This window comes from Embleya sp. NPDC127516, from assembly GCF_044765325.1.
In the GTDB taxonomy this organism is placed as follows: domain Bacteria; phylum Actinomycetota; class Actinomycetes; order Streptomycetales; family Streptomycetaceae; genus Embleya.
Window position 1 is genome coordinate 204,358 of sequence record NZ_JBIWJT010000003.1, and the last position, 18,450, is coordinate 222,807.

The 18,450-nt window shown below is 70.8% G+C and carries 17 protein-coding genes and 2 tRNA genes; 13 read left to right on the plus strand and 6 right to left on the minus strand.

The genetic code is table 11. The features are described from left to right. Positions 1-9: 9 nt before the first annotated feature. Positions 10-561, minus strand: coding sequence for a PPA1309 family protein (locus tag ACIRL2_RS06175; protein ID WP_395866258.1), 552 nt, complete (start codon positions 559-561; stop codon positions 10-12). Positions 562-714: 153 nt separating this feature from the next. Here ACIRL2_RS06175 and ACIRL2_RS06180 point away from each other — a divergent pair, with 153 nt between their 5' ends. Next, complete coding sequence (locus tag ACIRL2_RS06180; protein ID WP_395866256.1) at positions 715-3,744, plus strand: UPF0182 family protein; 3,030 nt, start codon at positions 715-717, stop codon at positions 3,742-3,744. A gap of 110 nt (positions 3,745-3,854) precedes the next feature. Further along, positions 3,855-3,928: transfer RNA gene (locus ACIRL2_RS06185), tRNA-Met, on the plus strand. A gap of 189 nt (positions 3,929-4,117) precedes the next feature. On the opposite strand, the gene ACIRL2_RS06190 is transcribed toward ACIRL2_RS06185, so the two are convergent. Further along, positions 4,118-4,312 (minus strand): hypothetical protein, encoded by a 195-nt coding sequence (locus ACIRL2_RS06190; RefSeq protein WP_395866254.1) that lies wholly within the window; start codon positions 4,310-4,312, stop codon positions 4,118-4,120. A gap of 396 nt (positions 4,313-4,708) precedes the next feature. On the opposite strand from ACIRL2_RS06190, the gene ACIRL2_RS06195 reads away from it, so the two are divergent. From ACIRL2_RS06195 to ACIRL2_RS06205, 3 genes are all read left to right on the plus strand, one after another. Then, a tRNA-Met gene (locus ACIRL2_RS06195) sits at positions 4,709-4,785 on the plus strand. Positions 4,786-4,925: 140 nt separating this feature from the next. Further along, the gene (locus ACIRL2_RS06200) at positions 4,926-6,863 is read left to right on the plus strand and encodes a tetratricopeptide repeat protein (protein ID WP_402230494.1); all 1,938 of its coding nucleotides are present in this window, start codon (positions 4,926-4,928) and stop codon (positions 6,861-6,863) included. Between the two features lie 354 nt (positions 6,864-7,217). After that, positions 7,218-8,219, plus strand: coding sequence for a hypothetical protein (locus tag ACIRL2_RS06205; protein WP_395866250.1), 1,002 nt, complete (start codon positions 7,218-7,220; stop codon positions 8,217-8,219). A 28-nt stretch (positions 8,220-8,247) separates the two neighbouring features. Here ACIRL2_RS06205 and ACIRL2_RS06210 read toward each other — a convergent pair whose 3' ends face one another. Further along, positions 8,248-8,664 carry a Fur family transcriptional regulator gene (locus ACIRL2_RS06210; RefSeq protein WP_395866248.1) on the minus strand — a complete coding sequence of 139 codons (417 nt, stop codon included), beginning with the start codon at positions 8,662-8,664 and terminating at the stop codon, positions 8,248-8,250. Between the two features lie 122 nt (positions 8,665-8,786). Here ACIRL2_RS06210 and ACIRL2_RS06215 point away from each other — a divergent pair, with 122 nt between their 5' ends. From ACIRL2_RS06215 to ACIRL2_RS06225, 3 genes are all read left to right on the plus strand, one after another. Further along, complete coding sequence (locus ACIRL2_RS06215) at positions 8,787-10,244, plus strand: catalase (protein ID WP_395866246.1); 1,458 nt, start codon at positions 8,787-8,789, stop codon at positions 10,242-10,244. 166 nt (positions 10,245-10,410) lie between these two features. Continuing rightward, positions 10,411-10,827: a hypothetical protein gene (locus tag ACIRL2_RS06220; protein ID WP_395866245.1), complete on the plus strand. Its 417-nt coding sequence runs from the start codon at positions 10,411-10,413 to the stop codon at positions 10,825-10,827. A gap of 121 nt (positions 10,828-10,948) precedes the next feature. Next, the gene (locus ACIRL2_RS06225; RefSeq protein WP_395866243.1) at positions 10,949-12,157 is read left to right on the plus strand and encodes a cation:proton antiporter; all 1,209 of its coding nucleotides are present in this window, start codon (positions 10,949-10,951) and stop codon (positions 12,155-12,157) included. 43 nt (positions 12,158-12,200) lie between these two features. Here the strand turns inward: ACIRL2_RS06225 and ACIRL2_RS06230 are convergent, their stop codons facing one another. Beyond that, positions 12,201-12,602 carry a cyclic nucleotide-binding/CBS domain-containing protein gene (locus ACIRL2_RS06230; protein ID WP_395866241.1) on the minus strand — a complete coding sequence of 134 codons (402 nt, stop codon included), beginning with the start codon at positions 12,600-12,602 and terminating at the stop codon, positions 12,201-12,203. Between the two features lie 181 nt (positions 12,603-12,783). Then, on the minus strand, positions 12,784-13,581 hold the full coding sequence (hisN, locus tag ACIRL2_RS06235; RefSeq protein WP_395866239.1) for a histidinol-phosphatase: 798 nt from the start codon (positions 13,579-13,581) through the stop codon (positions 12,784-12,786). A 193-nt stretch (positions 13,582-13,774) separates the two neighbouring features. Here hisN and ACIRL2_RS06240 point away from each other — a divergent pair, with 193 nt between their 5' ends. The 4 genes from ACIRL2_RS06240 (at position 13,775) to ACIRL2_RS06255 (ending at position 16,845) form a co-directional block, all read left to right on the plus strand. Further along, entirely contained in the window at positions 13,775-14,302 is a 528-nt protein-coding gene (locus tag ACIRL2_RS06240) for a hypothetical protein (protein ID WP_395866238.1), read from the plus strand. A 104-nt stretch (positions 14,303-14,406) separates the two neighbouring features. Continuing rightward, positions 14,407-15,516 (plus strand): ferritin-like domain-containing protein, encoded by a 1,110-nt coding sequence (locus ACIRL2_RS06245; RefSeq protein WP_395866236.1) that lies wholly within the window; start codon positions 14,407-14,409, stop codon positions 15,514-15,516. Positions 15,517-15,535: 19 nt separating this feature from the next. Next, the gene (locus ACIRL2_RS06250; protein ID WP_395866234.1) at positions 15,536-16,225 is read left to right on the plus strand and encodes an HAD family hydrolase; all 690 of its coding nucleotides are present in this window, start codon (positions 15,536-15,538) and stop codon (positions 16,223-16,225) included. 74 nt (positions 16,226-16,299) lie between these two features. Continuing rightward, positions 16,300-16,845: a DUF2087 domain-containing protein gene (locus ACIRL2_RS06255; protein ID WP_395866232.1), complete on the plus strand. Its 546-nt coding sequence runs from the start codon at positions 16,300-16,302 to the stop codon at positions 16,843-16,845. 50 nt (positions 16,846-16,895) lie between these two features. On the opposite strand, the gene ACIRL2_RS06260 is transcribed toward ACIRL2_RS06255, so the two are convergent. Next, positions 16,896-17,672 (minus strand): DUF4097 family beta strand repeat-containing protein, encoded by a 777-nt coding sequence (locus ACIRL2_RS06260; protein WP_402230502.1) that lies wholly within the window; start codon positions 17,670-17,672, stop codon positions 16,896-16,898. Between the two features lie 234 nt (positions 17,673-17,906). Here ACIRL2_RS06260 and ACIRL2_RS06265 point away from each other — a divergent pair, with 234 nt between their 5' ends. Further along, a complete protein-coding gene (locus tag ACIRL2_RS06265) occupies positions 17,907-18,422 on the plus strand; it encodes a DUF2231 domain-containing protein (RefSeq protein ID WP_395866228.1) in 516 nt (171 codons plus the stop codon). The last annotated feature ends 28 nt before the right edge of the window (positions 18,423-18,450 follow it).

The window sequence follows — 18,450 nt, forward strand, 5'->3', positions numbered from 1 at the left end:
CCTCGGGGACTATCGGTCCTCGTCCTCGTCTCCCTCGCCGAACGTGGCCAGCAGCGCCTCGGCCAGCCCCGGCACCAGATCCGCGCCGGAGAGCACCTCGGAGTCGTCGTCCTTGTCCCGCAGCCGAACCGCCGACTCGCGCGATCCGTCGCGCAGCACGCCGACCGCGAGCCGCACCTCCTGCCGCTGCGGGTGCGACGCCACCCACTCGTGGATCTCCCGATCGCTGCCCACCGCGGGCATGGTCGCCTCGGCGGACGGCGGCAACATCAGCCGCTCGACCACCAGCGCGCAGCCGAGCACCGCGTCCGGCCACGCGATACTGGCCAGGAACTCGTCGATCGCGACGTTCTCGGGGACTTCCTCCTGCTCGATCGGAGTGAGGGTGTCGATGGGCGCGTCACGGTCGGCGGACAAGCCGAGCTGTGCGGCGAGGTCGGGTTCGGTACGGGCCAATTCCGCGGTGTCCACGAGCGCGTAGAGGCGGGCCTGCTGGTCCCAGCCGTACGCCGCCACGTGGCGTTCGATCTCGACGAGGGCCTGGGTGAGTGCAACGGTCATGACCCCATCTTCCCGTCTTCGCCCCACGGCGGATCACGAGCCTGTATCGGCCGTGTCTGTGGGGAACCACGTCCTGTCTCGGTAAGTTGACCCATCGAGCGCCGACCGGGCGCGTCCAGGTAATGATCGAGGTGCGCACCCTTGGTTTTTCAGATGCCCGAACGAGGCGGCTCAGGTGGCCGTCGGATCAGAATGGGAGCTCCGTCCCGCAGGTCCAGAACCCTGCTCCTGACGCTGGCCATCCTCGTGGTGATCGTTGTCGCATGGGTGCTGTTCGCGAATTTCTGGACGGATTGGCTCTGGTACAAGTCGGTCGGCTACGGAAACGTATTCACGACCAAGCTGTGGACGCGCATCGGGTTGTTCCTGGTGTTCGGTCTGCTCATGGCCGGGGCCGTCGGCGCCAACGTGTATGTCGCCTATCGACTGCGCCCGGCCTTTCGCGGGATGTCGCTGGAGCAACAGAGTCTCGACCGATACCGGTCGGCCATCACCCCGTTCCGCACGTGGTTGCTGATCGGCCTGTCGGTCATCATCGGCATCATCGCCGGCACGTCGGCGTCGGGACAGTGGAAGACGTGGCTCCAGTTCGTGAACGGGGTCTCGTTCGGGACCAAGGACCCGCAGTTCCACAAGGACGTCTCGTTCTACGCGTTCGACCTGCCGTTCTATCGGTTCCTGATCAATTTCGCGTTCGTCGCGGTCGTCGTCGGCCTCGTCCTCGCGGTGATCACGCACTACCTCTACGGCGGACTTCGGGTGCAGAGCCCGGGGTCGCGGGCGACACCGGCCGCGCAGGCGCATCTTTCGCTGCTGCTCGGCCTTTTCGTGCTGTTCAAGGCCGTCGCGTACTGGCTCGACCGCTATTCGCTCGCGGTCTCGTCCGGTGATTTCAAGCAGGCCTCGCAATTCACCGGCCTGCGGTACACCGACGCGCACGCGGTATTGCCGGCCAAGACGATCCTGTTCATCGTCGCGCTGATCTGCGCGACGCTGTTCTTCGTCAACGTCTTCCGCCGCACGTGGGCGCTGCCGATCATCGGCTTCGGCCTGATGGTGCTCTCCGCCGTGCTCATCGGCGGGCTGTACCCGGCCATCGTCGAGCGCTTCCAGGTCAAGCCGAACCAGCAGGCCAAGGAAGCCAAGTACATCGAGCGCAACATCCAGGCGACGCGCGACGCGTACGGCATCGACAAGGTGGAGCCGGAGCGGTACGACGGCAACGTCGAGGCCAAGCCCGAGCTCAAGGACCAGGCCGCGAACACGGCCAGCATCCGCCTGCTCGACCCGAACATCGTCTCGCCGACGTTCAATCAGATGCAGCAGCTGCGGCAGTACTACGGCTTCCAGACCACGCTCGACGTCGACCGCTACATGATCGACGGCAAGATGCAGGACACCGTGATCGCGCTGCGCGAGCTCAACCCGAAGGGTGGTCAGAGCCACAACTGGGTCAACGACCACACCAAGTACACCCACGGCTACGGCGTCGTCGCGGCCGAGGGCACCCGGGTGGACCGCGAGGGCAAGCCCGTCTACATCGAGGGCAACATCCGTACGGACGCGCAGGAGGCGGAGACGCCCAGCCCGCTCGGTCCGTACCAGCCGCGGATCTACTTCGGCGAGTCGACCACCGAGTACTCGATCGTGGGCGCGCCGAAGAACACCACGCCGACGGAGGTGGACTACCCGACCGACACCGCGTCCGGCCAGGCCACCTACACGTACAACGGCAAGGGCGGCGTCCCGATCGGCGGCATGTTCAACAAGCTGCTGTACGCGACGAAGTTCCAGGAGGGCAACATCCTGCTCTCCGACACGATCAACAAGGATTCCCGGATCCTGTACAACCGCACGCCCAAGGAGCGGGTCGAGGCGGTCGCGCCGTGGCTGACCATCGACGGTGACCCGTACCCGGCGGTGATAGACGGCAAGGTGCAGTGGATCGTCGACGCGTACACGACCAGCAACGGTTATCCGTACGCGACCCGCACCACGCTGGGCGACGCCACCGCGGACTCGCTGAACGCGGAGGACCGGGCCCGGGGGGCGGTCGGCAACACCGGCAACGTCAACTACATCCGCAACTCGGTGAAGGCGACGGTCGACTCGTACGACGGCTCGGTCAAGCTCTACCAGTGGGACGAGAAGGACCCGGTCCTGAAGACCTGGATGAAGGCCTTCCCGAACACGATCAAGAAGAAGAACACGATCCCGCCCACCCTGATGGAGCACCTGCGCTACCCGCAGGACCTGTTCAAGGTGCAGCGCGATCTGCTCACCCGGTACCACGTGACCGACCCGCGCACGTTCTTCAACGGCTCCGACTTCTGGAAGGTCCCCAAGGACCCGACGGGCCGGGTGCCGGGCTCGGGCGACCAGCCGCCGTACTACCTGTCGATGAAGATGCCGTCCGCGACGCCGGGCGGTGCGCCCGACGCGCAGCAGTCGTTCCAGTTGACCAGCACGTTCGTGCCGAAGGAACGGCAGAACCTGGCGGCCTTCATGGCGGTGAACTCCGAACCGGGGTCACCGGGCTACGGGAAGATCAGACTCCTGAGTCTGCCGCCGAACACGGCGATCCTGGGTCCGGATCAGATGCAGAACCAGTTCAAGTCGAACGCCGCGGTCGCCCAGGTGATCAACATCCTGCAGCGCGGTGACTCGGTGGTGGTCTACGGCAACCTGCTGAGCCTGCCCGTGGGCGGCGGCATGTTGTACGTGGAGCCGGTGTACGTCCAGGCGAACGCCGCCGGGTCGTATCCGGTGCTGCAGAAGGTGCTGGTCTCCTACGGCGGCAGCATCGCCTTCGAGGACACGCTGGATCAGGCCCTGAGCAAGGTGTTCAGCGGTTCGCCGACCACGACGGTGCCACCGACCGACACCGGTACGCCGCCGTCCACCGGCACCCCGCCGGGCACCGGCACCACGCCGCCGCCGACGACCGAGAACCCGACGGTCAAGCAGGCGCTGGAGGAGGCCAACCAGGCACTCAAGGACGCGGACGCGGCCATGAAGGCCGGTGACTTCGCCAAGTACGGCGAGGCGCAGAAGCGGCTCCAGGCCGCCGTGAACAAGGCCATCGCGGCCGAGCAGGCGGCGCAGCCACCGGCGGGCACCCCGCCGGCGTCGACGCCGCCCGCGAGCGGGACGCCACCGGCCTCCACGGCGCCCAAGCCGTGACCACCGGTGCGTGACGCGTGACGCAGGCCCGTCCTCCTCGGGGGGCGGGCCCGTCGCGTTATCGATTTGGTGTGCGGCCTCGGGTCACGTAAGCTCAAGGCACAACGCATCGCGGGGTGGAGCAGTTCGGTAGCTCGCTGGGCTCATAACCCAGAGGTCGCAGGTTCAAATCCTGTCCCCGCTACTTGGTGAAACGTGAGAGGCCCGGTTCCCTGGGGAACCGGGCCTCTCACTCTTTTGTGCTGTGAGTCACGTGTCCTGCCGCGTTGCTCGATGTCCGCCGGCAGGATCGGTCGGGTCGGCCGCGATCCGGTTCGGGGCATGACCCGACTCGGAGAGTCGGGCGGAGGCGCACGGACCTGAGGGTGTCGGACTAGAGCGCGATCTGGCGGCGGCGCTTGGCGCGCAGCGGAGCCATCAACGTCACGCGTGCCAGCCGATGGGTGCCGCGCTGATCGTTGCGCGGAGCCAGGCTCTGGATGATGGCGGCCGATTCGAGGCTGTTCGCCGTCTCCTGCGTCGTGGCATGGCCGATGAGGGCGAGGTGCCGCTCGAGGCGCTCGCCCACGCCGCTTCGGCCTACGTCCATCGGCGGAACCGGGACTCGGCGCGGCATGCTCGGATGGTCCAATCCTGATATGACCACGACGCAGACCGTACCCCATCGGGGGGACGCCATGACGGCTTCCGGCCCCATGTCGAGACCCGATCGTGTTTCGGATTGGCCGGCAACCCGGTTGTGGCGCAATCGAACTCCTGGGCAACCAGGGGTAATTGCCGCCAAAGGGGAAGTGCGTGGGGCGCGCCGCGGGTGCGCGCATGTTCACCCCATGGTCTGAATCCGGCCGCTCTCCCGGCGGACACGCCGATGCGCGCGGGGCGAGGGCGCCGTGTCGGGCGCCCGGGGCGGCCTCGGAGCGGATTTGCCTGCCCCGGGGCGCTGTCGTACAGTTGGGTCTACCGACGCGGGGTGGAGCAGCTCGGTAGCTCGCTGGGCTCATAACCCAGAGGTCGCAGGTTCAAATCCTGTCCCCGCTACCACATCGAAGGGCCCGGTCTCACGACCGGGCCCTTCGTGCGTGCGCCGACAAGGTGTGTTCCGCCACAATTCGGTCCGAGTCGGGTGGGTCGTTGCCGAATCGCGACTGCATGGATGTGGCCCGAGATGCCACGATGGACTCATGGGGGCGTGGAAGGGACATCGCGGACGGCGGGGGGAGCACCCACCGCCGGATCCGGACGTCTTCGAAGCGGTGCCGGAGGGCCCCGACACCGTGGTCCTGGACCGCGGTCGGGCCGCTGCCGCGACCGCTCCCGCACATCCCGACGACTACGCGGTCCTGGTTCCGTTCCGACCGCGCCGGCGTAGTCCCGGCGGCAGCGTCGAGGGGCAGGAGGCGCTGGATCGACACGAGTCGGCCGAACTCGAGCGACGCTATCGCGAGCGGGCCGGCCGCAGCCCCTCCGCCGCGAACACCCTCGCGCTGATGTTGCTCGAGCGGGGCGAACAGGACGAGGCCGCCGAGTTGTTGCGCCGGGCCGCCGAGGCGGGACACCGGGGCGCGGCGACCAACCTCGGCGTGTTGATGCACCGTCAGGGGCGGGATGACGCGGCGTCGTTGTGGTGGCACCGGGCGGCCGAGGCGGGCAGCCGGATCGCGGCGTTCTCGCTCGGCGCGCTGCTGCTGGATCAGGCCGACGCGGCGCGGGCGGGTGCCGGCGCGGGCGGGGGCGCGGGTGTGGGCGAGTACCACGATCTGTCCGGGCAGGGCGTCTATTGGCTGCGCAACGCGGCCGAGTCGGGGCATGTGCGGGCCGCGCTCACGCTGGGCGAGTTCTTCGAGCTGACCGGGCGGGCCGGGGCCGAGCGGTGGTATCGCCGGGCGGCCGAGGCGGGGCATCCCGAGGCGGCCTATCGGCTCGGCCGGATGGGGCAGGAGCGCGACGACGAGCGCGCGGCGTCGACGTGGTTCCTGCGCGCGGCCTCGTGCGGCCATGTGCGGGCCGCGGTGCGGCTGGCGACCTCGCTGGAGCGCGCGGGGGACACCGCCGAGGCGATTGGGTGGTACCGGCTCGCCGCCGAGGAGGGCGATGCCGAGGGCGCCCGGGCGCTCGGGTTCCTGTTGCAGGACTCGGGCGACGTCGAGGGCGCGGTGCGGTGGTGGCAGGTCGCCGCGGAGTCCGGCGACGGTACGGCGGCCAACGCGCTCGGCGCGTGGTTCGCCGCCGGTGGGCGCGCCGGTGAGGCGGCCCGGTGGTACGAGCGGGCCGCGGCGGCGGGTGAGTGCAACGGGGCCTTCAACCTGGGCCTGTTGCACGCCGAGCACGAGGATGTGGCGGGCGCCGAGCGCTGGTTCCGGATGGCCGCGTACGCCGGGCACGGGGACGCGGCCAACGCGCTGGCCGGGCTGCTGCTGGAGCGCGGGGACGACGAGGAGGCGCGGATATGGTTCGCGCGGGCCGCCGAGGCGGGCAGCGTGGACGGCTCGTACAACCTGGGCATCCTGCACTCGCGCAACGGTCTCGACGACGCCGCCGAGACGTGCTGGCAGCGGGCGGCGGAGGCCGGACACGCGGACGCGGCGCTCCAGTTGGGGCTGTTGCTGGAGCGTCGTGGCGATGCCGAGGGGGCGGCGCGCGCGTATGAGACGGCGGCGCGGGCGGATCGGCCGACGGCGGCGTTTCGGCTCGGTGCGATGCTCGCGGACGCGGGGGCGGGAGAGCAGGCGGAGCGCTGGTACGGGGTGGCCGCGGACGCGGGGCACGTGACGGCGGCGCTGCGCTGCGGGGTGCTGTGTGCGCGACGCGGCGAGGACAAGTCGGCGGCGCGGCGGTTCAAGGTCGCGGCCGAGGCGGGCAGTGTCTCGGGCGCGTGGAACCTGGCGCTGCTGCACCTGCGGCACGGGGACCCGGAGGGCGCGGAGCCGTGGCTGACGGTGGCGGCGCGCGGAGGGCACGGGCGGGCGGCGTTGCGGCTGGTGGTGTTGGCGCTGCGGCGTGGGGATCTGGCCGACGCGGAGCACTGGTGTGGGCCGGCGGTGGAGCACGGTCCCGCGGAGGTCGCGGCGAAGGCGCAGCGGCTGCTCGACGCGTTTCGTGCGGAGTCGCTGGCGAGTTGAGGTTGGCTCCGCGACGCGGTTCGGTGTTGCGCGGCTTTGGTGTCCTCAAGCGCCGGACGGGCTGATTTTGGTGCGCTCGGGTGGGTCGGCTGCGGGTGGGTGTTGGGCGGATTTGGTGTCTTCGAGCGCCGGGTTGGCTGGGCGGGCTCGGTGTTGTGGTGGTTGAGGGTTCTTGGGTGTCGGGTGGGGTGGATCCGGTGGGGCGGTGGGTTGTCGGGGGTGGGGGGTGTGGTGGGCTGAGGGATGGACGGGAGGCGGGTTATGGGGCGTGGGCGGTTGTGGCGGGGCCGGGGGGTCGGGGACGCGGGGATTGTTGTGGGGGAGTGGCCCGGGGGTGGCGGGCCGGCGGAGTTGGTGGCGTATTTGCGGGGGGTGGCGCTGACGGGGGACGGGGACCTGGACGCGGTGGTGGCGCGGGTGGTCGGGTTGTCCGCAGGCACCCTCGTGCGGGTGGATCGGGCCGCTCGCCCGAGGTCGGCGGTGGGGGTGCTCGGCGGATTGGGGCCGGCCCGGGTGTTGTTGCGTACGCGTCCGCATCCGTTGGTGGCCGCGGTGTCGAGCATGGACGAGAACGGTGGGCTGCGCGAGGAGGCGGTGGTTCGGCTGGCGGCCGAGCCAGGGCCGTTGGCCGCGGTCTTCCTGGCGTTGCGCACCGACGACTGGGTGGACTCGGTGCGCGATCGGGCGTTGGCCGCGCTGCGCTGGCACGACGAGCCGGACGAGGTGCGGGCGGTGGTGCCCGTGCTCGACGCCCTCAGCGGGCGGGCCCGGTCCAAGGGTGTGCTGGACGCCTATCGCCAGGCGCTGCTCGCCCATCCGCGTCAGGACGCCGTGGGGCGTGCGTTGGCCGCCGAGAAGGAGCCCAGCGTGCGTCGCCTGGGGGTCGAACTCCTGGACGAGGCGGCCCTGTTGGCGATCGCGCTGCGGGACGCGGACCACGCGTGCCGGACCGCCGCCGGGCATGCGCTGCTGGCCCGCCTGCGCGGTCGGGACCGGCATCACGTCGCGTTGCGGCTGCTGCGGGTGCCCGACCCGCGGGTGCGTGAGCGGGCGGTCGAGGTACTGCCGGCCGGGACGGAACCGGCCGCGCTCGCGGGCGCCCTGGCGGATCGTTCGCCCAAGGTGCGTGACGCCGCGCGGCGCAGACTGCGGGCCGGGGGTACCGATCCGGCCGCCGCCTACCGGGACTTCCTGCGCGCCCAGGCGTCGCCGGGGATGTTGCTCGGTCTCGCCGAGTGCGGCGGCGACGAGGACCTGGACATCCTGCACGCGCACCTGGACGCGGAGCGGTCCGCGCTGCGCCGGGCGGCCCGGGCCGGCGCGGTCCACCTGGTCCGGCGGACCGCGTCCCCCTGACCCGTGCCCCGGCGCGGGTGTCGCCACTTCAGGGGCGCTTGCAGTCCGGGCAGATACCGCGGAAGGTGATCTCGGCGCCGGAGATGTCGAAGCCGAAGCGCTCCGCCTCGGGGAGGCCGGCGACCGGGTCGCAGTCCGGGTGCACATCGCGGATCGTCCCGCACGCGCCGCACACCAGATGCTGGTGCGCGGTGTGGGCGTTGGGGTCGTACCGCTTCGCGCGTTTGTCGGTGCCCACCTCCAGCACCTCGCCGAGCAGGACGAGTTCGCCCAGCGTGTTGTAGACGGTCGCCCGGCTGATCTCCGGCAGCCGTTCGCCGGCCCGCGCGTGCACCTCGTCGGCGGTCAGATGCACGTGGTCCCCGTTCAGGACCTCGGCCACCACACGACGTTGCGCGGTCAGGCGCCATCCCCGCGCGCGCAGTCGCTCCAGAAGGTCGCTCATGGGAACGAAGATACACGTCCATGATTGGAACTGGTCTAAATACTGTTCTGGACAAAGTCCAAACTTGGCTCTAGGTTGGGCGTCGGATCACAGCACGAGCAACGCCAGGGGAGACGCAGACCATGTCGCAGCAGCCGAACACGCTGACCACCGAATCCGGCGCACCGGTGGCCGACAACCAGAACAGCCAGGCCGCGGGCCCCGGCGGGCCGTTGTTGCTCCAGGACCAGTACCTGATCGAGAAGTTGGCCCGGTTCAACCGCGAGCGCATCCCGGAGCGCGTGGTGCACGCGCGGGGCTCGGGCGCCTTCGGCCACTTCGAGGTCACCGCGGACGTGTCCCGGTTCACCCGGGCGCACTTCCTCGCCGAACCGGGCCGTCGTACCGAGGTGTTCGCCCGCTTCTCCACCGTCGCCGGCAACCTCGGCTCGGCGGACGCGGTGCGCGATCCGCGTGGGTTCGCGGTGAAGTTCTACACCGAGGAGGGCAATTACGACCTCGTCGGCAACAACACCCCGATCTTCTTCATCAAGGACCCGCTGAAGTTCCCGGACTTCATCCACACCCAGAAGCGCGACCCGTACACCGGCAGCCAGGAGGCGGACAACGTCTGGGACTTCTGGTCGCATTCGCCCGAGGCCATCCACCAGGTCACGTGGCTCTTCGGCGACCGAGGCATCCCCGCGTCGTACCGGCACATGGACGGCTTCTCCTCGCACACCTACCAGTGGGTCAACGCCGAGGGCGCGGCGTTCTGGGTGAAGTACCACTTCAAGACCGACCAGGGCATCAGGAACCTGACCGCCGAGGCCGCCGCCGCGCTCGCGGGTGCCGACGCCGACTCGCACCAGCGCGACCTGCTCAACGCGATCGACGCCGGCGTCGCACCGTCGTGGACGCTGAAGGTGCAGATCATGCCGGTCGCGGAGGCCGCGACCTACCGGTTCAACCCGTTCGACCTGACCAAGGTGTGGCCGCACGCCGACTACCCGCTGATCGAGGTCGGTCGGCTCGTTCTGGACCGCAATCCGGAGAACGTGTTCGCCGACGTCGAGCAGGCGGCGTTCAACCCGGCCAATTTCGTGCCGGGGATCGGCCCCAGCCCGGACAAGATGCTCCAGGGCCGGCTGTTCGCCTACGCGGACGCGCACCGCTACCGGGTGGGCGTCAACCACACCCAGCTCCCGGTCAACGCGCCGCACGCGACGGTCGCCCGCAACCACGGGCGGGACGGGCAGATGGCGACCAACCCCGGTGGTCGGGCCAAGAACTACGAGCCGAACAGCTTCGGCGGCCCGTACGAGAGCGGTGTGCCGCTGTGGGCGCCGACCGGGGTGGCCGGCGCGACCGGAACCCACGAGGCCCCGGCGCACGCCCAGGATGACGACTACGTGCAGGCGGGCGACCTGTATCGGCTGATGTCGGCGGACGAGCAGGCCCGCCTGGTGGCCAACATCTCCGGCTTCCTGGCGCAGGTCTCGCGAGAGGACATCATCGACCGCGTCGTCGGCCACTTCCGGGCCGCCGACCAGGCCTACGGCGATCGGATCGCGGCTGCCGTGAAGGACCTGCGCGCCTGATCGCCCCCCGGAACCGCCGCCCGGTACCTGAGCCGCGAATCGGTACCGGGCGGCGCTCATGTGTACGCGGATCCGGTGTGCACGCGGATCCGGCCCACGGATCGTCGGATGGTAAAGTTTTCGCCAAGTCGATCGAACGCGCCCCGCAGGGCGGAGGGGAGCACGTGTGCCGCAGCGGCCGAACCGCCGGTCGGCGCCGGTCGTCGCGTTGCTCTTCGTGCTCTCCCTGGTGGCCGCCTTCGGCGCCGGGTTCGCCCGGGGCGAGGGAGCCGGCGGGTCGTTGCCGGTGGCCGCGGCCAACGTGCACGCGACCCCGGTGCCCGGGGGCCCGCACGGCCCCGAACGACCCCAGGACTGCCGGCCCGCCTCGGCGACCCCCGCGCTGCCCGCGGCGAGCGAACTCGATCGGCCCGAGGCGGACCCGTACCCGCACCCCGACCTCGCGACCCTCGTCGCCGCCGGCGCGTGCCTGCCGCGGGCGACACCCGTGCCGCCCGTCGCCGGGACGCGCACCGATCCACCCGCCGGCCGCGGCCCGCGCCCGCCTCCCGCACGAGCACCACCGGTCCGCGCCGGGACCTGACGCTCGGCCCCAGGCCCTGTCCGGCTGATCCAGCAGGAACCGCCGGACAGGGCGTAGCCGACGCCAGCCGTCCCCGACGACGCCCGGACCCGACCACCGCCCCGGAAGGACGGTGATCTTCGTGCATCTCGCGGAGGCCCTGATCGCGCTCGGCGGCGCATTCCTCGCCGCCGGAATCCTCGCCCGCACCGGCGCCCGCATCGGGCTGCCGACCATCCCGCTGTTCATGCTGGCCGGCATCCTGTTCGGCCCCAACACCCCCGGCATCGCCCTCGTCGACAACCCGGCCGACCTGCAACTGCTCGGTGCGCTCGGCCTGGTCTTCCTGCTGTTCTACCTCGGGCTCGAATTCCACACCGACGACCTGGTGGCCGGTGGCCGCCGGTTGGTCGGCGTGGGCGCGCTCTACCTCCTGCTCAACGTCGGCGGCGGCTTCCTGTTCGGGCTCGCGCTCGGCTGGGGATGGCGCGAGGCGATGGTGCTCGCGGGGGTGCTGGGCATCTCCTCGTCGGCGATCGTCACCAAGGTGCTCGTCGACCTGGGCCGACTGGGCAATCCCGAGACCCGGTTGATCCTGGGCGTGATCGTGATCGAGGACGTCTTCCTCGCGCTCTACCTCGCGGTGCTCACCCCGGTGCTCGGTGAGGCCGAGGGCCTGGGCGCGGCGGCGCTCGACGTCGGCAAGGCGTTCGGCTTCCTGCTGCTACTCGCCTCGATCGCGCGCTGGGGCACCCGGATCGTCGGCCGGTTGATCTCGACCAGGGACGACGAACTGCTCGTGGTGATCTTCACCGGCCTGGCGATCCTGACCGCGGGGGTGGCCGAGGAACTCGGCGTCTCGGACGCGATGGGCGCGTTCATGATCGGCCTGATCCTGGGCGCCACCAAGAGCGCGCCGCGGATCCGCGCGCTGGTGCACCCGCTGCGGGACGCGTTCGCGGCGATCTTCTTCTTCTCGTTCGGGCTCTCGATCGACCCGGGCGACCTGGCGAGGGTGGCCGGACCGGTGGCGCTCGCGGTGTTGCTGACCATCGTGCTCAACGGCGTCGCCGGGGTGGCCGCCGCGCGGATCTGCGAACTCGACCGGTCGCAGGCATCGAACGTGGTGTTCACGATCTTGTCCCGAGGCGAGTTCGCGTTGGTCCTGGCCGCGCTCGCGGCGGGAGCCGGCGGTCTGGACGCGCGACTCGCGCCGTTCATCGCCGGCTATGTGCTGGTGATGGCGGTGCTCGGGCCGCTCGCCGCGACCCACTCGCGCACGTTCGAACGGGCTTTGCCCGCCCGGCTGTTCCGGACCCGGGAGGGCGCCGTCGGGGAGCGAGTCGGCTGAGGCCGACGCGGGCGACCGGGCCGCCTCCGGTCGCCCGCCGCGCTCAGCCCACCAACTCCTGGGTCCGCTGGGCCTCGTGTATCTGGCAGCGCACGATGTCGCGGACCGAGATGATGCCGAGCACGTCGCAACCGTCGAGCACGATGAGGTGGCGGAAGCCGCCGCGCGTCATCGCCGCCGCCGCGTCCGCCAGGGTCCACGACGGGGTCGCGAAGACCACGTTCGAGGTGAGGTGGTCGCCGGCGAACTCGGTGTCGGGATCCTGGCCCGCGCCGATCGACATCAGGATGTCCCGCTCGGTCAGGATGCCCAGACCGGATGTGTCCGGGTCGATCACCACCGCCGCGCCGATCTGGCGGGCGGACATCAGGCGCGCCGCGGCGCGGAGTGTGTGGGCGGGGCCGATGGTCAGAACGATCGTGCTCATGCCGTCGCGGACGAACATGTGACACCACCTCCGTCGGGGCGTGGATGTCAGGGCGGGGGTGTGCTCGAGAAAGAATTCACAAGTTCACAAGCCCTGTTTTCACATGGTCACATGCCCGGGAAGGTCAAGGGAAGGTATAGCGGGCAACTCGCTCGAAGGGAGTAGCTCGGGTGGGACCCGACGATTCGTCGGAATCCGCTCAAGCGTGCCCGTGCGGGTCGCCGAGCCGATCCAACAACTCGTCGTGCAACAGGCCGTTGGACGCGGCCGCGGTGCCGCCGGCCGGGCCCGGAGCGCCGCCGAGCGAGGTGAACCGCCCGCCCGCCTCCTCGACGATCACCGAGAGCGGCGCGAGGTCCCACAGGTTGACCTCGGGCTCCGCGCAGATGTCCACCGCGCCCTCGGCGACCAGCATGTACGACCAGAAGTCACCGTAGGCGCGGGTGCGCCAGCAGGCCCGGGTCAGGTCCAGGAAGTCGTCCATCCGGCCGCGCTCCTCCCAACCGCCCATGCTCGAGTACGCGAACGACGCGTCCTCGATCGCGGCCACCTTCGACACCCGGCAGCGCGAGGCCTGGGACAGACTGCGGCCGGTCCACGCGCCCGCGCCCTTCGCGGCCCACCAGCGGCGACCCAGCGCGGGCGCGGAGACCACGCCCATCACCGACTCGTCGCCGTCCATCAGCGCGATCAGCGTCGCCCACACGGGAACGCCGCGGACGAAGTTCTTGGTGCCGTCGATCGGGTCGATCACCCAGCGCCGGGGGCCGTGGCCGCTCGAGCCGAACTCCTCGCCCAGCACCGCGTCCCGCGGCCGACCGCGCCCGAGTTGATGCCGGATGATCTCCTCGGCGGCCTTGTCCGCGTCGCTGACCGGGGTCATGTCCGGCTTCGTCTCGACCCGCAGGTCGAGCGCCTTGAAGCGGTCCATGGTGGTCGCGTCGGCGGCGTCCGCGAGAACGTGGGCGAAGCGCAGGTCGTCGTCATAGCCGGGCATGACCGAACAGTACCGGCGGCTCGCGCGGGTGTCCGCGCGCCCCGCGCGCAGGGACACACTTACGCGCCGTCGCCGGGGCCTCGTACGCTCGTTAGGCAGACAAGCAAGCGCGGCCGGCGAGAGTCGACAACCGTTCGTCGGTGGTGCGCGTGTTACGAGTACGAGTCGATGGCGGAGGGGGTGCGGGACCGCGATGGCACTGTTCGGGGTCGGGCGCAGAGCGACACACGGCAAAGAGGCCGTACCGGGACCCGGTCTCGTCCAACCGCGTCGAAGTCTGGACGGTTGGACACTGGAGGGCACCCCGCTCGCGGACCGTTTCGAGCGCGAGGATCTGCGCGAACTGGGCACCCTGCTGCACGGTGTCGGGGCCGAGATGCGCACCGCGTGGACCTACGAGCGCGCGGCCGACCTGCTGGAGCGCGCGGGCGAGCGGCCGCAGGCGTTGGCCGTCGTCGAGGTGTGGTTCGCGCTGCCCGAGGAGGTGCGCCGAGCCAATCCCGCCGCGACCCGATCGCTGGGCCGGCGCCGGCAGCGGCTGCGCAGTCGGTTGGGCGCCGCGGCCGGACCCGCCGCGGCCATCCCGGCGCAGGCCAGGACCGCGTTGTCGATACCGGCCAAGCCGGGCACGCCGCCCCCGGTGCCGGGCGGGGAAGGGGCCGGGGCGCCCGGGGCCGAGTCGAAGGGCGGATCGCGGACCGGTCAGGCTACTCGCTGGTAATCGATCGTCCCGAAGGGGTTCCGGTCCGCGCGATGAGGGCGTAGGACAGCGGTACACGGCTACCGCCGCCCGCACGTCACACGTCTGCCGCGAGGAGAACGCCCGTGTCGACGCACGACCTGTACGCGCTGCCCGCCGACATGACCGTCTGGGAGGTCCCCGCGTCGGGGGCCGCCCGCTTCAACTGGGAGTACGACGAGGGCCGCGACCGGCTCCTGTCGTTGTACGCCAAGGGCAAGGACAAGCAGTGGGACGCCGCCCGGCGGATCGAGTGGGATCTGCCGGTGGACCCGATGAACCCGCTGGGCATGCCCGAGGAACTGCACACGCTGTACGGCACCCGAAGCTGGAACATGATGTCCCAGGGCGAGCGCGACGAGTTGGGTCGGCACGCCATCGCCTGGCAGTTCAGCCAGTTCCTGCACGGCGAACAGGGCGCGTTGATCTGTAGCGCGCGGATCGCCGAGTCGGTCCCGGACCTGGACGCGAAGTTCTACGCGGCCACCCAGGTGATGGACGAGGCCCGGCACGCCGAGGTGTACGCGCGCTTCCTCAAGGACAAGGTCGGGCTGTACTACCCGATCAACCCGAGCCTGAAGTCGCTGCTCGACGACACGCTGTCGGACGCTCGCTGGGACATGCCCTACCTGGGAATGCAGGTGCTGATCGAGGGGCTGGCGCTGGCCGCCTTCGGGATGTTGCGCGACCTGACCACGGTCGCGCTGCCCAAGCAGATCCTGGCCTACGTGATGCAGGACGAGGCCCGGCACGTCGCGTTCGGCCGGATGGCGCTGCGCGACTACTACCGCGAGTTGACCGACGCCGAGCGCGGCGAGCGCGAGGAGTTCGTGGTCGAGGGCTGCTACCTGATGCGCGACCGGCTGCGCGACGAGGAGGTGTGGGAGAACTTCCAGATCGACAAGGTCGAGGCGCGCGAGGCCACCGAGAACTCCGAATACCTGCGCGAGTTCCGCCGGTTGTTGTTCAGCCGGATCGTGCCGTGCATCAAGGACATCGGCCTGTGGGGCCCCAGGGTGCGGGAGACCTTCGCCGAGATGGGCGTGCTGGACATGGGCGATTCCAACGTCGAGCGGATGATGCGCGACGACGAGGACCAGGCCGAGGCGCTGGACCGGGACCGGCGCATCCGCGCGGAGGAACGGGCCCGGGCCGCCGAGGTCACCGACATGGTGGACCTGGGCGCTCAGGACTAGAGCGGGCTAGATTTTCGGTATGACCGATCTTGTGCGTTCCCGCCCGCCCGCCTTCGTCTTCGACCTCGACGGCACCCTCGTCGACAGCGTCTACCACCACGTCATGTCGTGGCAGGAGGCGCTCAGCGAGGCCGGCATCGACCTGGCGATGTGGCGGATCCACCGCAAGGTCGGGATGAGCGGCGGGCTGTTCGTCAAGGGCATCCAGCGCGAGACGGGCATCGACCTGTCTCCCGAGCAGGTCGAGGCGTTGACCGACGCGCACGGGCGCAACTACGCCGCCCGGGTGCCGTTCGTGGAGCCCCTGCCCGGTGCCCCGGAGCTGCTGCGCCACCTCACCAGGGTGGGCATCCCGTGGACCATCGCCACCAGCGGGCGGCGGGCCGGCGCCGAACCGATGCTGGCCAAGCTCGGCGCGCCTGCCGACCTGGCGATGGTCACCCGCGACGAGGTGGCCCGAGCCAAGCCGGACCCCGACCTGTTCCTGGCCGGCGCCGCCAAGCTCGGGGTCGACCCGGCACAGTGCGTCGTGGTCGGGGACAGCATCTGGGACCTGCTGGCCGCGCGCCGAGCGGGTTCACTGGGCGTGGGGCTGCTCTCCGGCGGCTACGGCGCGGACGAGCTCGAACGCGCCCACGCCTTCCGGGTCTACGACGAGCCGGGCGACCTGCTCGCGCACATCGACGAACTGGGCGTACGCGGCGACTGACCGTGCCCCGGGCATCCGGGTGATCCTGTCCGCCAACGCGTCCCGGCCGGAGCCCGACGTCCTACCCTGGAGACATGGGTCCGGCCGACGAACCTGCGGAACTGCTCCGTCTCCTCGCCGACGACACCCGATTGAAGGTGTTCGCCGCGCTGGTGCTGGAGGCCCGTCTCAGCTCCGATATCGCCGAGCGGACGGGGCTCTCGCTCCGGGAGGCGATCAAGGCGCTGGCCCGACTGGAATCGGCGGGGCTGGTCGCGCGTTCCGGGGACGGTTGGCACGCGTGTCCCGAGGCGCTCGCCCAGGCCGCGGCCGGGATGGGCGAGGAACCGGACGACGCGTTCGCCGACCGGGGCCCCGCCGAGGCGGCGGTGCTGCGCACCTACCTCGCCCGGGGTCGGGTCCGCCAGTTGCCCGTGCAGCGGGCCAAGCGGCTGGTGGTCCTCGACCACGTCGCGAGCAGTTTCGAACCCGGTGTGCGCTACGACGAGGCCGAGATCGAGGAGACGCTGCACCGGTTCATGGACGACCACGCCGCGCTGCGCAGGCACCTCGTGGACGAGGGCTTCCTCGGCCGCGAGGGCGGGGTCTACTGGCGCACGGGCGGGTCGTTCGTGGTCTGAACGGCCCGCCCGCGCGATGTGTCCGGCGGGCCGGGGTTCGCGCGATGTGCCTAGCGGGCCGGAACCCGCTCGATGTCGATCCCGCCGTTGTCCGTGGCCACGTCGATCACCCGGTTCGAGCGCGGGTCGTTGTCGACGTCGTTGCGCACCCCGCCGTTGTCGGTCTTGGTGGAGACCCGGTAGGTGTTCTGGTCGTCGGGCACGCTGATCCGGACGCCGCCGTTGTCGGTGCGCACCTTCACGTTCGTGGGCGCGGTGTCCAGGCGCAGGCGGACGCCGCCGTTGTCCGTGTCCACCGAGATCCGGCCGGCGTTCACCCGAGCCACGGAGACGCCGCCGTTGTCGGTGCCCAGGGTCAGGTCGCCGGTGCTGTCGCTGATGTCGATGCCGCCGTTGTCGGTATCGAAGCGCATGTCCTGCCGCAGCCCGTTCGCGCTGATCCGGCCGTTGTTGGTGGAGACGTGCAGCGGCACGTCGAGCGGGACCTTGATCCGGTACGACCCCCCGCAGTTGACGTTGACGAAGCCCGGGCAGTGCAGTCGGAGCTCGAGCCGGTTGCCCACCAGGGTCCAGCTCGGGTCGGGGCCGTTGATGCTGTGGGTGACCTTGCGGTCCACGGTGATCTTCCCGGGCTCACCCGCTTCGAGGGTGACCCCGCCGTTGTCCGTATCGATGACCAGATCGCCGCTGCTCAGCGTGAAGGCCCTCTGGTCGCGCACGTCGTGGCTGGAGAGCACGGTGATCCCGGTCCACGCCGCCAGCAGGATCCCCCCGATGGCGAACACCCCACCGAAGAAGATCAATGACGTCCGTAGCGGCCTTTTCATGACACTCTCCCCGACAGGTGATCCGAAGCTGTCCAAACTGTATGAGCGGCGGGCCCGGGCCCGGCATCCGGCGGTCACCCGAACCGGGGGTAGGGCTGGCCCCCCTGAGCGGACCGTGACGGATCGGGCGGGACGAGTGTTCGACACCCGCTGAACCCGGGCACTCTGGGAGCCGTTGGTCTGTGCGAGGGTCGTTCCCGCCCTCGGGTCCCGACCGCTTAGGAGTGCCGTTTCATGTTCGACACCGTCTCCGGCCTGCCCCTCCACGTCCTGGTCGTGCACTTGGCGGTGGTCATCGTGCCGGTGGCGGCGATCGCGAGCGTGCTCGTGGCGGTCCGCCGGCCCTGGCTGCTGCGCGTCGGGTGGTGGGTGGTCGGCCTGGACGCCGCCGCCGCGCTGACCACCTTCGTCGCCAAGGAGAGCGGCGAGAAGCTGCTCGCCCGGCTGGACCGACTCGGCGACGGCACGCGCAACGCCGCCGTGCAGACGCACGTGGACCGGGGCGCGGACATGCTCTGGTACGCGCTCGGCCTGCTCGGCGTCACGCTGGTGCTGCTGCTGGTCGCCCGGCATCGGGCCGCCGCGACCTTCCGGCCGCGGACGATACCGCCGATCGTGGTCCCCATCGTGGCCGCGTTGACCGTGGTCGCCGCGGTGCTCGCGGTCGTCCAGGTGGTGCGGGTGGGCGAGTCCGGTTCGAAGGCGGTCTGGGAACCCACGGTGCAGAACAGCCTCGCGGCGCCGCGCTGACCCGCGCGGACACCCGGGGTGACACCCG